This is a genomic window from Cryobacterium sp. N22, assembly GCF_002929555.1.
Lineage (GTDB): Bacteria > Actinomycetota > Actinomycetes > Actinomycetales > Microbacteriaceae > Cryobacterium.
The window spans coordinates 142,802-156,835 of the sequence record NZ_PJJP01000038.1 but is presented as its reverse complement, the minus strand read 5'-3'; the positions used below and the strand labels follow the sequence as shown (position 1 = coordinate 156,835).

The 14,034-nt window shown below is 65.2% G+C and carries 11 protein-coding genes; all 11 read left to right on the top strand.

The annotated features are described in order from the left end of the window. The first annotated feature begins 153 nt into the window (after window positions 1–153). The 11 genes from CXY76_RS14705 to CXY76_RS14655 all read left to right on the top strand — a co-directional run bounded on the left by CXY76_RS14705 (window position 154) and on the right by CXY76_RS14655 (window position 14,018). Entirely contained in the window at window positions 154–627 is a 474-nt protein-coding gene (locus CXY76_RS14705) for a type II secretion system protein (protein WP_104165814.1), read from the top strand. Window positions 628–739: 112 nt separating this feature from the next. After that, entirely contained in the window at window positions 740–2,113 is a 1,374-nt protein-coding gene (locus tag CXY76_RS14700) for a prepilin-type N-terminal cleavage/methylation domain-containing protein (RefSeq protein WP_104165811.1), read from the top strand. Continuing rightward, complete coding sequence (locus tag CXY76_RS14695; protein WP_158253916.1) at window positions 2,110–2,802, top strand: type II secretion system protein J; 693 nt, start codon at window positions 2,110–2,112, stop codon at window positions 2,800–2,802. The genes CXY76_RS14700 and CXY76_RS14695 overlap by 4 nt, the downstream gene beginning before the upstream one ends. Continuing rightward, window positions 2,802–4,580, top strand: a complete 1,779-nt coding sequence (locus CXY76_RS14690; protein WP_104165807.1) for a hypothetical protein — start codon at window positions 2,802–2,804, stop codon at window positions 4,578–4,580. The genes CXY76_RS14695 and CXY76_RS14690 overlap by 1 nt, the downstream gene beginning before the upstream one ends. Further along, window positions 4,577–5,422 (top strand): A24 family peptidase, encoded by an 846-nt coding sequence (locus CXY76_RS14685; protein ID WP_233199872.1) that lies wholly within the window; start codon window positions 4,577–4,579, stop codon window positions 5,420–5,422. Before CXY76_RS14690 ends, CXY76_RS14685 begins: the two co-directional genes overlap by 4 nt. A gap of 37 nt (window positions 5,423–5,459) precedes the next feature. Further along, window positions 5,460–6,509 carry a type IV pilus assembly protein PilM gene (gene pilM / locus CXY76_RS14680; protein WP_104165804.1) on the top strand — a complete coding sequence of 350 codons (1,050 nt, stop codon included), beginning with the start codon at window positions 5,460–5,462 and terminating at the stop codon, window positions 6,507–6,509. Beyond that, window positions 6,506–7,168: a hypothetical protein gene (locus tag CXY76_RS14675; RefSeq protein ID WP_104165802.1), complete on the top strand. Its 663-nt coding sequence runs from the start codon at window positions 6,506–6,508 to the stop codon at window positions 7,166–7,168. Before pilM ends, CXY76_RS14675 begins: the two co-directional genes overlap by 4 nt. A gap of 2 nt (window positions 7,169–7,170) precedes the next feature. Next, window positions 7,171–7,878 carry a hypothetical protein gene (locus CXY76_RS14670; RefSeq protein ID WP_158253915.1) on the top strand — a complete coding sequence of 236 codons (708 nt, stop codon included), beginning with the start codon at window positions 7,171–7,173 and terminating at the stop codon, window positions 7,876–7,878. Between the two features lie 114 nt (window positions 7,879–7,992). Further along, window positions 7,993–8,985, top strand: a complete 993-nt coding sequence (locus tag CXY76_RS14665) for a hypothetical protein (RefSeq protein WP_104165798.1) — start codon at window positions 7,993–7,995, stop codon at window positions 8,983–8,985. A 27-nt stretch (window positions 8,986–9,012) separates the two neighbouring features. Further along, window positions 9,013–9,501, top strand: coding sequence for a DUF6121 family protein (locus CXY76_RS14660; RefSeq protein WP_104165796.1), 489 nt, complete (start codon window positions 9,013–9,015; stop codon window positions 9,499–9,501). A gap of 41 nt (window positions 9,502–9,542) precedes the next feature. Continuing rightward, window positions 9,543–14,018 (top strand): FtsK/SpoIIIE domain-containing protein, encoded by a 4,476-nt coding sequence (locus CXY76_RS14655; RefSeq protein ID WP_104165795.1) that lies wholly within the window; start codon window positions 9,543–9,545, stop codon window positions 14,016–14,018. The last annotated feature ends 16 nt before the right edge of the window (window positions 14,019–14,034 follow it).

Genomic DNA, 14,034 nt, shown 5'->3' with positions numbered 1-14,034 from the left:
TGTAGCCCCTTCCACCTACCCCCCGTTCTGGGGGTTAAGACTTCACAAAATACTCTTCTTTTGGGTTTTTACCTGAAAATAACCTGCGAATATTAGGCAAGTCCGAACGGGCCCGACCGCAAGGTCACCGACGCCCAAAGAAAAGGATCTCTCGTGCTAGCTCGCAGCCTCGCCGCTCTCAACCGCCGTCGCAACAACCCCGATGAAAACCAAAAAGGTTTCACCCTGATCGAACTCCTGGTCGTGGTGATCATCATCGGCATCCTCGCCGCCATTGCCATCCCGGTGTACTTGGGTGTGCAGGACAATGCCAAGGACAGTTCGGCGCAGTCCGACGTCTCAAACCTCAAGACGGCCGTCGTTAGCATGCAGACGGGCACAGGTACACTCCCAACGGTTGCCGCAGTGATCACTGGCGGCGCGCCGACCACCGACGCGGGCAACGCCGGCGCATCCAAGGGCGCGAACACCTCCGCGCTGAGCTACAAGGCTGGCACCGGCAGCGCATTCTGTGTGGCCGGAAAGAGCACAAGCTCCGGCGCTTCCGTCTTCTACGCCCTTGAATCGGGTGGGGTTGTAAAGCTGGTCTCACCGGCGACTCTTCCCACTGCCTGCACGGCTCCGTAGCAAAATAGGGCCCGAAATGCGTCGGGCGCACCATGTGGGGTGTTGCAATATGCGGCACCCCACGTGGTGAGAAGAGCCGTACCTTGCACTAAACAACGCCAGGAGTTGTGACATGAGTTGGATTCGTGCTCGACTCGGCGACGGTCACATTCGGCAGTCGGGTCTCACTCTCATCGAGATCATCGTTGCCATGATGGTGTTCGCCATGATCTCGGTGTCGGTGGCATATGCCCTTACGTTGTCGCTCACGATGGGCAGCGATAACCGCTCCCGCACCGCGGCAGCCAACTTGGTCGCGCAGGAAATAGACCTCAGCCGGGCCGTCGAGGATCTTTTCACGCTGGTGGACGCCGACAAAACGTCCACGATGAACGGTACGACCTTCTACATTCACCGCACAACCAACTGGGTCACGAGCACTAGCGCCGACGCCACCTGCGGGTCCGGCGGTGGACAACTCAAGTACAAGCGTGTCAACGTCTCCGTCACCTGGGCCGGTATGCGAGCGTCCACGCCCGCAGTTCGCGCCGACACAGTAATCGCGCCCGGTACCCGAATCAATGACCCGACGCTGGGGACCATTCTGGTATCCGTGCGCGGCGCATCGGGAGCTGGCAACGCTGGTGTGACAGTCACGGCCGCCCCGGCCACTCCTGCAGCGGGCGCCGTGGCTCTGACCGAGACCCCTGAGCCGACAGATGCTCAAGGCTGCAGCTATATTCTCAAAGTTGCACCCGGGAACTATAACGTGTCGATCACGGCGGCCAACTCCGTCGACGTGAATCAGAAGGCCACCCCGTTGACCTTCGTTGGCGTCACTGCCGGCACGGCAGCATCGGTGTCCTTTCAATACGACAGGTCCGGTGCCTACACCGTCAATTACGCGTCCAACGCCCCCGCGGGTTCGGCCGTGATTCCGACGAATCTGGACACCACGTTCAAGAGCACTTACCCCCTCTACACGCCCTCGGCCGCGACCAACGCACTCTCCAAGGCGTTCGCGCTGCACGCGTTCCCCTCCGGTTACCGAGTCTTCAGTGGCAAGTATGTTGCGCCAAGCGCCAGTTTGCCCGGGTGCCTTTCGCCAGACCCCGCCGAATGGACCACTCCCGGCGCAGGCGGTGCGGTGGGCCCTGCTTTTCCGGCCGTAGCGACGGTGCCTGGAGGTAGCGTGGCGACTGCGGTGCCGATGGGACTGGCCACGGTTACCGGACTCAACGGGCAATTTCTCAAGGCGATCTCGCAGGCCCATGCGCCGGGAACGGGAGCAGCCGGCTGTGCGGACACCATGATATATACCTTCGACAAGCTCACCAACGACTCGGTCTCGATAGCTCTCCCGTACGGGGTCTGGAAGCTTTACCGAGGCAGTACCGCAGCTACCGCGACGATTGCGGTCTCGACCGGCCTGACTGCGCCGCCGCCGTCGACCGTGTCGGCGGCTGGCCTCCTGACTCTCGACCCGCGAATTGTGGTGGCCCCGTGATCACCGCCGGCTGGCGCCGGTTGAAGGGCGGCGAGCAGGGCCTGAGCCTGGTAGAGCTTCTGGTGGCGATGCTGTTGCTCGCAATCGTGGCCACGATGATCTCCGGCCTTTACTTGAGCACCATGCGAACGGTGTCGCAAACGCGCATCGTGAGCGCCAACAGCCGTGAGGCGTCGAACGGCATGAACGAGGTATCGCGGGTCATCCGCGCCGCGACAGAAAATCCGGTCTCCGGAGCGGCCAACCAGCCGGCGCTCGAATCTGCACTCCCGGAGTCGGTCACTCTCTATGCCTACATCAACTTGGTGTCCTCCGCTGAACTGCCAGTGAAGATTCGGCTCTCCCTGGACACCAGCCGTCGGCTGATCGAAACGCAGTGGCCGGCCATCGAGTCGCCCATCGGCTCGGGTTTTTTCACTTTTTCGCCCACGTCGAGCTCGACCAGGATTATGGCCGGAACGGTTGCAGCACCGAGTGGCAGCGCGCCCTCCCTCTTCACCTACGTGCTCAAGGACGGAACTGAACTCACAGCGCCTTCCGCTGGGCTCACCCTGGACCAGCGAGATACGATCGCCGCTGTGAAGGTCACCATGACCCTCCAGGGCAGTGCAACCGACTCTCGATCAGCGGTGACGCTACAGAACACCGTCGGCATGCCCAACCTCCCAGTCTTCCGGACGGGGCCCTGATGCTCACGATCAATCGCATATTCGCTCGTCTCCGCGCGGCCGGCACAGATGACGGTGTCGCACTCCCAATGGTGATTGGTACCGGGATGGTCATGCTGATTCTGGTGACGATGGCCTTGACGACGTCCGTGAGTGGACTCATCAAGGCCAACTCCGACCAGAACTGGAGCGCAGCAGGCTCCGCTGCCTATGCGGGTGTTGAGGAATACGAGAGTCGGCTGGCCAACGACAATGCCTACATGATCTACGGCAACTCGGCCGCACCGTTCAGCACCAGCAGTACGCTAAGCCTGCCAACTGGCACCCAGGCCAACCCTGCCTTCGGCGTGGGGGCGAGCGGAACTTGGGGAGTAGTCGAAGGCAGTGGAGGGCGGGCCTCCTACCGTTACGAGGTGGACACCTCGCAGTACTCTGACTCTGGCATCCTGCGCATTCGCGCCACCGGCCGCGTCGGGGACGCCACCCGATCTATCGTCGCCAACTTGAAACAGCAAGGTTTCATCGACTTCCTCTACTTCACCGACTACGAAATTCAGGATCCCGATCAAAACGGTGACGACGTGGCAACATGCGAAAAATACGCCTGGCAGGGTCGGCCCGGACCCAACCCGCCCTACAGTCAGTGCAGTGATATTGCGTTCGGCAATGGTGACGTCATTAACGGGCCGCTACATTCCAACGACACGCTCCGGGTCTGCCAGGCAACCTTCAACGGAATCGTGACTACCTCCAACAACCCCGCGGCCGGCCTGCGTTACCTCAAACGGGACTCGAATGGCTCCACCTGCACCGGTCAGGTCTTCTCTAAGGGCAACCCGACCTATAGCCCCAAAATAGCCATGCCCCAGACGAACTCGGAGATGAAAGACGAGACCCGCTCCGACCTGCCGATCGCCGTGGTGGCCGTGCCCGGATGCCTGTACACGGGGCCCACGAGCATCACCCTCACCAGCGATGGCAAGATGAACGTGAAATCACCGTGGACGAAAAAGACGAATGTGGCTGGGGATCCGGCAACGTCCGGTACAACTCCGGCCGTATGTGGCACGCCGGGAGCCGGCACCAACGGGTTGGCTTCCTCCACCGGCGCGACAATTGATGTGCTCGACCGCAATCTGATCTTTGTGCAAAATGTTCCCACGACCGTCGGGAATCCGAACACTTGGCCGACCAGCGGCACTTTGATGTACCCCAGCGGGTATTCGAACTCGGTTTGTGCAGCCGGAAACGGCATCGGGTATCCGCGAGCCAGCGAGTGGGTCGACTCGATCTCGTCGTCCTACGGCTGTAGAAACGGCGATCTTTTCGTGCAGGGTACGCTACGCGGCGCGATGACTCTCGCCGCGGAGAACTACGTATACATCACCGGCGATGTCACCTACGCGACCGCGCAGGATGACGTGCTCGGCTTGGTGGGCCAGAACGCAGTGTGGGTGTGGAACCCAGTGAAATACTCGAGCGGATCGTACTCAGCGCTCCTTGGCAACAATCGAACGATCAATGCGGCCATCCTTTCGGTTTCGCACACCTTCCAGGTGCAGAACTATGACCGCGGAGGCAGCCAGGGCATTTTGACCGTAAAAGGAGCAATCTCCCAGAAGTTCCGGGGAATCGTTCGCAGCGGTAGCAACGGGTATACAAAGGCCTATGGCTACGATGACCGATTCCGTTACGTCGCGCCTCCGAAATTCCTTTCGCCAGTGTCGACCACCTACGGCGTAAACGTCGTGGTCGAGGTGAAGCCGGCCTTTACGGCAAAGGGAGTGGCGATCCCGTGATCGAGCCGTTGCAGGCCAGTTTTACAGTCCTCGTTTCGGTGCTCAGCGCCGTGCTTGGTCTCGCCATCGGATCGTTCCTGAATGTCGTGGTGTACCGGGTGCCGGCAGGCATGTCGGTCGTCGTCCCTCCGAGCTCCTGCCCTCGCTGTGGCGCGGCCATTGCCTCCCGGGACAACATCCCTGTGCTGTCCTGGATTCTGCTCGCCGGCAAATGCCGTAGTTGCCGCACGGCCATCTCGGTACGCTACCCACTCGTCGAAGCTGGAACGGCTGCGGCGTTCGTTGCTGTCACATTGCACCTGTTCACGGACGAGCCGACGAATGCAAACGGAATCACGAACGAGTTGCTGGTTCTGGGTGCGTTTTTCTACTTAGCAGCCGTGAGCATCGCGCTGGCACTGATCGACGTTGACGTGCACCGTCTCCCGAATTCGATCGTGCTGCCCGGGTATATCGTCGGCACCGTCCTGCTTTCACTGGCTGCCCTGACATCGGGCGATCTCGGGGCGGTCCTGCGCGCCGGCATTGGCCTAGCGGCGATGTGGTTCGCATACTTCCTGATGGCGATGGTGTACCCCGGCGGTATGGGCTTCGGCGACGTTAAGCTTGCGGGAGTTCTCGGGCTGTTCCTGGGTTACTTGGGCTGGGGAGAGCTGGCAGTTGGATCATTCGCGGCGTTCCTTCTCGGCGGTTTCTACGCCGTCGGACTGCTCGTCGCTCGGCGGGCGACGCGAAAGAGCGGTATTCCGTTCGGTCCCTGGATGCTGGCCGGTGCGTGGGTGGGAATCTTCTTTGGTGACCGAGTGTGGGACGGTTACTTGACGCTTCTGGGAGCGGTATAGCAATGAAGGACTTCATCAGCAATAGAGGAGCACTCAAGTGGCCACGAACGTCGTAGGGATTGACATCGGCACGGTGTCGGTGCGCGCTGTTGAGGTGAGCAACCCGGGCAAGGCGCAGCCGACGCTGCTGCGATACCACGAGGTTCCACTGCCGGTGGGATCGGTGAGCCGGGGCGAAGTCGTCGACATCGAGGCAGTGGCCGCGGTCTTGAGGCAACTGTGGTCGGCAGGACGGTTCAAGAGCAAGAACGTGGTGCTTGGCATGGGGAACCAGCGGGTGCTCGCCCGCGAACTGTCTGTGCCGAAGATGCCGCTGGCACGCATTCGGGAAACCCTGCCCTTCGAAGTGCAGGACATGCTGCCGATCCCCGTCGTTGAGGCTGTCCTCGACTTCTACCCGATCGCGGAGGTGGAAGGCGAGAATGGGCCCATGGTACGCGGCCTGCTCATCGCTGCAATTAAGGCTGCAGTCCTGGCCAATATCAAGACCACCGCCCTCGCGGGGCTGACCACAATCGACGTTGACCTTATTCCCTTCGCGCTGAGCCGATTGCTACTCTCCCGTCCCGGCGTCGAGGGCACGGTCGCCCTGGTCGATATCGGGGGCAGCACTACGAGCGTCGTCATTGCCACCGACGGCGTTCCGCAGTTTGTCCGAATTATTGCCACCGGCGGTGATGACATCACCCAGGCGCTGGAGCGTGACTTCGAGCTAGAAGCCGCCCAGGCCGCCGACCTGAAGCGACGTCTCGGTCTGGCGGTGGGTGCGGTGGCTGCCGCGGACAAGGTAGCGGTCGAGGTGATTTATAGAATCGCGAAAGAGCAACTTTCGAGCCTCCGTAACACCATCAATTATTTTGTCAACACTCGCCCCATGGACTCGGTGCACCTAATCGTGTTGAGTGGCGGTGGCGCACAATTGCGCGGCCTTCCAGAGGCGCTGGCTGAAATGACACGCCTGTCGGTTGTCGTTGGCGACCCGCTATCAACCGTCGTTTTAGCGCACGAGCTTGACACCAAAGAACTGCTAACCAACGTGTCTGCCTACTCGGTGGCCCTCGGCCTCGCACTCGGTCGTGCCGCGTGAGTCGGGCAGCGAACAACGACTCGCTGGTGGTCGGAGGCGAACCGACCGTAGACCTGCTCCCGCCGGAAGTGAAGAAGGAGCGGGCCGCCACGGCGGTCCGTCGCAAGCTGGGCCTCGCTGTCATTGGAGTAGTGGCTATCGTGGTCGTGGGAACGGCGGCATCGTTCGCGGTAGCCCTGCAGGCGCAGGCTCAACTGACGAGCGAGCAGGCACTGACTCCGGCACTCCTGGAAAAGCAGTACGAGTTTATTGAGGTGCGCACGGTACAACGTGAAGTCGATTTGATCGAGGCTGCCCAGCAGGTGGGCGCCTCGACCGAGATCGATTGGAAAGAGTACCTCCAGGGCGTACAGGCCATTCTGCCGGCCAGTGTGACGATAAATTCAGTTGCCGTCGACTCCGCGACACCACTGACGAGATATGTCCAGCCCACCGCACCGCTTCAAGGCGCACGAGTTGCTACGGTCACCTTCACCGCAACGAGTTCCACCCTTCCCGACGTGCCGACCTGGCTGGACGCCCTAGCGACACTTCCCGGGTTCGCCGACGCTCTCCCCGGATCGGTGACCCGTGACGACGCCGGGGTCTACACCGCTGAAGTCACCATGCACATAAATGACGCCGCGTTTGCGCACCGCTTCGTCACCGAGGGGGAGTAACTGTGGATAGAAACAAGCTTTGGATGATCGGGTCCGTCCTTGTCATGGTCATTGTGATGGTTGTCGGTGTTTTGCTGGGCATCCAACCCCAGTTGGCCGCCAAGGCAGCTGCCGATGAGCAGCGCGGATTAGTGGCAGCCTCTAACGCGAGCCAGGCCACGGTTTTAGCCCAGCTTGAGAAGGATTTCGAGGGACTGGACGACCTAAAGGCCGACCTGGAGCCGTTGCAAGACTCAGTGCCGAACACAACCCAGATGCCCGCGTTCGTCAAGCAGCTGGGCGCTCTTGCTGAACGAAGCCAAGTCGTCCTGACTGGATTTACCGTGTCCGATGCAGTGCCCTATGCGCCGGTCGAGGTTGTCGCCGCCGAGGATGCTGGTGAAACGGCAGAGCCCAGCGCGACAGACACGGCACCGACTGAAGGCGCCGTCGATGCCCCGCTAGCCGGCGTGCCCCCCGTGACAAGTGCTCAGATCACGGCCGGCAACTTCGTTTCCCTCACTGTGACCGTGACGGTCAACGGCAGCTACGGAAACGCCCTCGAATTCGTCAATGGTCTGCAGACCGGTGAGCGCCTAGTCCTCGTGTCGGGCGTCACCACCACTGCCGAGACCGTAGAGGAGGGTGAATCGAACGTCACCGCCCTCATCACCGGACTGGTTTATGTACTCCTGCCAGACGCGCCGGCTGAACTAGCCCCAGCTGACTGACTGGCGATACGCAAGGATAGCCGCCGCGCGCCCCGCGCTTCCGTCGACTTGACCCCCGTAATTGCTACAGTTGCAGCACAGAGCTACGGCCGCGAGGCTCACGAGGAGTGCAGCATGACCGACACCACGCCCCCCGAGGGCAACAAGAACCACAACGCGGATGCGCCCACCGAGCACATCTACGACGATCAGAGCCCGGAGCCCACGACCGTGGCCGACCCGAGCAAGACCGTCGACGAGCCTGCGCGCGAGCATGCGGCCGAGACCTCGACCCCCGAGCCCGCTTACGTTCCCGGCGAGCCGATCGACTACGAACCGGCCGCCCCGGCGACGGTCAACGCGTCGGAGGCGCCGACCGAGAAGGTCGAACGACTCACCGCCGAGCCCACCCCGGCCGAGGTTGCCCGCGATGAAGCCGTTGCGAAGCAGAAGGACTACACGCCCACCTACGTGCCTACCCCGGCAGCCACGACGGCACCCGCCGTCGCGCAGGCCACCGTGGAGCAGCCGGTGCAGCAGCAGACCCAACAGTTCTCGCAGAGCCCGGTGTACGTCACCGCGCCCACCCCGCCCAAGACCCTGGGCAACCGGGCCGCCGGCATCCTCATCGGCCTGATCGCCACCGCGGTGTTCGCCGTGGTTTACGCGGTCATCGCGTTCTTCATCTCCGCGGCCAACGCGGCCTCCGTCGCCGACGCCACCAGCCGGTTCACCGACTTCCTGGTGCTGCCGGTCTTCTACGTGCCGGTGATCTTCTTCTTCCTCGCCTTCGCGCTGCTGGTCGCGGTGCTCAACCGCGCCGGCTGGTGGGCCTACGTGCTCGGCGGCTTCCTCGTTGCCGTGGTCGTCTACTTCTCCTACATCGGCGGCGCCCTGCTCGCCGTGCAGGCGTGGAACCTCACTCCCGCCGAAGCCGCCCGCTTCGTGAGCACCCAGTGGTTGAACCCCGGCGCCATCGCCGCGGCCATCGTGGCCCGCGAAGTGCCGATCTGGTTCGGCGCCTGGATCGCCCGTCGCGGCCGCAGCATCACCGCGAAGAACATCGCCGCCAAGGCCGAATACGAGCGTCAGCTCGCCGAAGGACCGCAGCTCGCCCGTTCGGTCTAACCGTCGGCAGTGCGGGGGGAGCACAGAATGCGCGATTACCAGAAATACGCGACCATCGTCGCGGTTTTCGCGACCGTGCTCTACGCCGCACTGCTGGTGGCCTCGTTCGGCCTGATCAGCCTGGCCACCAACCTCGAGGTCATCCCCGACAGGTCGGCCGGCCCGCTGGTGGGCCCCACCATGACGATCGTCGCCGTTCTGCTGGTGCTGCTCATGCTGATCGTTCTCGGCGTCAAGACCCCACCCGACAAGCAACGTGTCGTGGTGGGGTTTGCCGTTGCCACCGGCATCGCCGCATACGGCCTGTTCATCGCCACCGGCGCCATCCTCGTGGCCGCCGGCAACGGTGAGCCGTTCGGCGTGATCCTGTTCGCGGGCGGCATGCTCGCCAGCCCGTTCGCCCTCACCGTGGGAGCACTGGCGTTTCTCGTCGCGCTCGTGTACTCGATCCTGCTGGCCTCGCACTACGGCGAGCACGGCCGGCCGCTCTGGCCGTGGGAACGCCGCGGCGAATAGCCCCGTCCCCGCACCACCAGCTCTACTGACATAGGAACTGAATGCGCCTCAAGCTCACCCTGGTTCGCCCCAACGGCGCCGCCAGCGACATAATCGTCACCGCGGATGCGGCAGCCACGATCTCCGAAATCGCCGGCACCATCAGCCGGGTCGATGCGCAGACCACGCACTCGCCGGACCGGTTCCTCACCCTGCGGGCGACGCTGCCCGGCCAGAGCGTGCCGCTCACCCTGCCGCCGGACGGCCCGGTGGGGGAGGCGTGGATCGGCTCCGGCGCATCCGTGAGCCTCGCCGACGCCGGCGTGCTCTACCAGGCCCCGTCAACGTTGACGGTGGCCCCGGTCGCGCAGCTCAAGGTGTTGTCCGGGCCGGACGAGGGCCGCGAGTTCCCGCTGGCGCCCGGCAGCCTGCTGGTGGGCCGCGACGACGCCTGCGACATCGTGCTGCACGACAGCCTGGTGTCGAAGAAGCACGTGCGACTGGAGATCGGCGAGGCCGTGGAGGTCATCGACCTGGGCAGCGCCAACGGGGTGGTCGTGGACGGCGGCATCGTGGCCCGGCTGCGCATCGCCAAGACCGAACGGCTGCTGCTCGGCGACTCCGAGGTGGAGATCAGCCTGGTCGCCGGCGCCGCGCCCGAAAGCGCGCCCAAGCCCGGCCCGATCTTCTTCAACCGGTCGCCCAAGGTGGAGAAGCGCTACCTCGGCCAGGAGTTCATCTCACCGGAGGTGCCCACCGAGAAGGAAGACGCACCGTTCCCGCTGCTGGCGATGATCACCCCGCTGCTGCTGGGCGGGGCCATGTTCGCGCTCACCAAGAGCCCCACCACGCTGCTGTTCTGCCTGCTCTCCCCGGTCATGCTGATCGGTAACTTCCTGACCACCAAGGGCCGCGACAAACGCCGGATGGCCAAGGCCGTGGCCAAGTTCGGCGCCCGCCTCGAGGTGCTCACCGCCCGGCTGGCCACCGAACGGGTGATCGAACACGAGCTGCGGCTCAAGGAATCCCCCTCCACCCTGGAAGCGCACGAGCACGCCATGAACCGCGGGCCGATGCTCTGGACCCGCCGGCCCGAACACTGGTCGTTCCTGAACGTGCGGCTGGGCTGCGGCACCATGAACTCCCGCAACACCATCTCCGACTCCAGCCGCGGCGACATGCTGCCGGAGTTCGAGGCCAAGCTCACCGAAGTGGTCGACGCCAACCGCACCCTCGACGGCGTGCCGCTGATCGACAACCTCTACGACTCCGGCGCGCTGGGCATCGCCGGCTCACCCGCCCAGGCGATGGGGTCGATCAACTCGATCCTGGTGCAGCTCACCGCCCTGCACTCACCCGCGGAACTCGTCGTGGCCTCCCTCGTCACACCGCGTTGGTCCCGTGAGCTGGAGTGGCTCAAGTGGATGCCGCACACCTCCTCCCCGCACAGCCCCATCGAGGGCAGCCACCTCGCCGACAGCGCCGCCAGCGCCAGCGCGGTGCTCTCCGGCATCGAGGGAGTCGTGGAGCAGCGCCTCGCCCAGGCCAAGGCCAGCCGCCGCGGTGCCATGGTGCAAACGGATGCCGCGCTCGAGCGCGGCGGCGAGGTCGGCGGATCCGGCACCCATGAGGGCACCAAGTCCCCGATCCCCGCGATCGTGCTGCTGATCTCCGACGACGTGGCCATCGACCGGGCCCGGCTCGTGCAGCTCGCTGAGATCGCCGCCGACGCCGGGGTGTACCCCATTTGGATCGGCCCGACCGTGGCGGCGCTGCCCGCCGTCTGCCGCACCTACCTGCACCTGGGCGACGAACCCGGCATCGCCACCGTGGGCTTCGTGCGCCTGGGCGAGACCATCGACAACGTCGCCACCGAACAGGTCGACTCGGCCACCGCCCTCGAATTCGCCAAGCGGATGGCCCCGGTCATCGACGCCGGCGCCCTCGTCGCCGACGCCAGCGACCTGCCCCGCACGGTGTCCCTGGTCACCCTGCTCGGCCACGACATGGTCGAGACCAGCGCCGCCGTCATCGACCGGTGGCAGCAGAACACCTCGATCCACGACCGAAGCGGCGGCACCCCCAAGCCCCGCCGGGCCGGCAAACTGCGCGCCATCATCGGCTCCGCCGGTGTCGACGCCATGCACCTGGACCTCCGCACCCAGGGCCCGCACGCCCTCGTCGGTGGCACCACCGGCGCCGGCAAGAGCGAGTTCCTGCAGGCCTGGGTGCTCGGCATGGCCGCCGAGTACAGCCCCGACCGGGTCACCTTCCTGTTCGTGGACTACAAGGGCGGCTCGGCGTTCGCCGACTGCGTCACCCTGCCGCACTGCGTGGGCCTGGTCACCGACCTCAGCCCGCACCTGGTGCGCCGCGCGCTCACCAGCCTGCGCGCCGAACTGCACCACCGCGAGCACCTGCTCAACCGCAAGAAGGCCAAGGACCTGCTCGAGCTGGAGAAGCGCGGCGACCCCGACAGCCCGCCCGCCCTGGTGCTGGTCATCGACGAGTTCGCCGCCCTGGCCACCGAGGTGCCCGAGTTCGTCGACGGTGTCGTCGACATCGCCCAGCGCGGCCGGTCGCTGGGCATCCACCTGATCATGGCCACCCAGCGCCCCGCCGGCGTGATCAAAGACAACCTGCGCGCCAACACCCCGCTGCGCATCGCCCTGCGGATGGCCGACGAGTCCGACAGCACCGACGTGATCGGCACCAAGGAGTCCGCCCACTTCGACCCCGCCATCCCCGGCCGCGGCGTCGCGAAGACCGGCCCCGGCCGGCTCGCGCAGTTCCAGTCCGCCTACGCCGGCGGTTGGACCAGCCGCGAACCCGACCGGGCCGGCATCGACGTGCACGAGCTGCGCTTCGGCGCCGAAAGCCGCTGGGAGGAACCCCGAGCGGTCGACTACGTCGACGAGGACCGCGACCTCGGCCCCACCGACCAGCAGCGCCTGGTCACCACCATCGTCGCTGCCAACGCCGGCGCCGGCATCCCCGCGCCCCGCCGGCCGTGGCTCGACGAACTCGCCGGCGCCTACGACCTCAGCCTGCTGCGGCAGCGCACGGATGCCGAACTCCTGCTCGGTGTCTCCGACATCGCCGAGCAGCAGCAGCAGGTCTCCGCGTACTTCCGGCCCGACATCGACGGCCACATCTCCATCTTCGGCACCGGCGGTTCCGGCAAGTCCGCGGTGCTACGCACCCTTGCCTGCGCGGCCGCGATCACCCCGCGCGGCGGCCCGGTGCACGTGTACGGGCTCGACTTCGGTGCCGGCAGCCTGCGCATGCTCGACCAGCTGCCGCACGTGGGCTCGATCATCATGGGTGAGGACGTCGAACGTGTCGTGCGGTTGTTCCGCACCCTGCAGGGCGAGATCGACCGCCGCAAGGCGCTCTACGCCGAGGCGAATGCGTCGAACATCACCGAGTACCGTCAGCTGGCCAACCAGCCGGCCGAGCCGCGCATCCTGCTGCTCATCGACGGGTTCCCCAACTTCCGCAACGACTTCGAGATCATGGCCGGCCGCGCCCAGTGGTTCGACGTCTTCAAGGACATCCTCTCCGACGGCCGCCAGCTGGGCATGCACGTGGCGATCACCGCCGACCGGGCCGGCGCCGTGCCCGCGTCGATCTCCTCGGCGATCCAGCGCAAGGTGGTGCTGCGCCTGGCCGACGACGGCTACGGCATGCTCGACGTGCCCGGCGACATCCTCAGCATCAAGTCACCCGCCGGCCGCGCCATCGTGGACGGCTTCGAGACCCAGATCGCCATCCTTGGTGGCCTGTCCGCACAATCCGCGCAGTCCGCCGCCACCAAGCGGCTCGCCGACGCCATGCGCCGCGCGGGTGTCGCCGAGGCGCCGACGATCGGTGCGCTGCCCAAGGAGTTCCCGCAGGCGCAGCTGCCCGCCCGGGTCGGCGACCGAGTGGTACTCGGTCTCGGCGACATCGACTTGGGCCCGGCCGGTTTCGAGCCTTCCGGCACCCTGCTGCTGGCCGGTCCGCCGGCCAGTGGTCGCAGCACCGCCATCGAATCGATCGCGCTGGCGTTCAAGCGGTTCGAACCGGATGCCCGGCTGTACTACTTCGGCAACGCCCGCTCGCCGATTTCCCGGCTGGGCCTGTGGACCGAGGCCGCGACCACCGTCGACGCCATCGCGGCGCTGGCCAAGGACCTCGCGGCGGCGGTGGCCGACCCCGACACCGAGGGCCGCATCGCCGTGTTCGTGGAGAGTCTGGGCGACTTCCTGCAGACGCCGGCGGACGGCGGCATCCTCGAGCTCACCCGGGCGGTCAAGCGCAGCGACCACTTCCTGCTCGCCGAGGCCGAGACCAGCGCCTGGAACTCGTCCTGGCCGCTGTTCGGCGAGATCAAGAACGCCCGCCGCGGACTGCTGTTGCAGCCCGAATCGGTGGAGGGCGACATCCTGCTGAAGACCGCGCTGCCGCGGATGAACCGGGCGGAGTTCCCGCCCGGCCGTGGCGTGCTCATCGCCAAGGGCAACTTCGTGCGCGTGCAGCTGCCGTTGCTCTCGTGACGCTGACTCGCGCTGG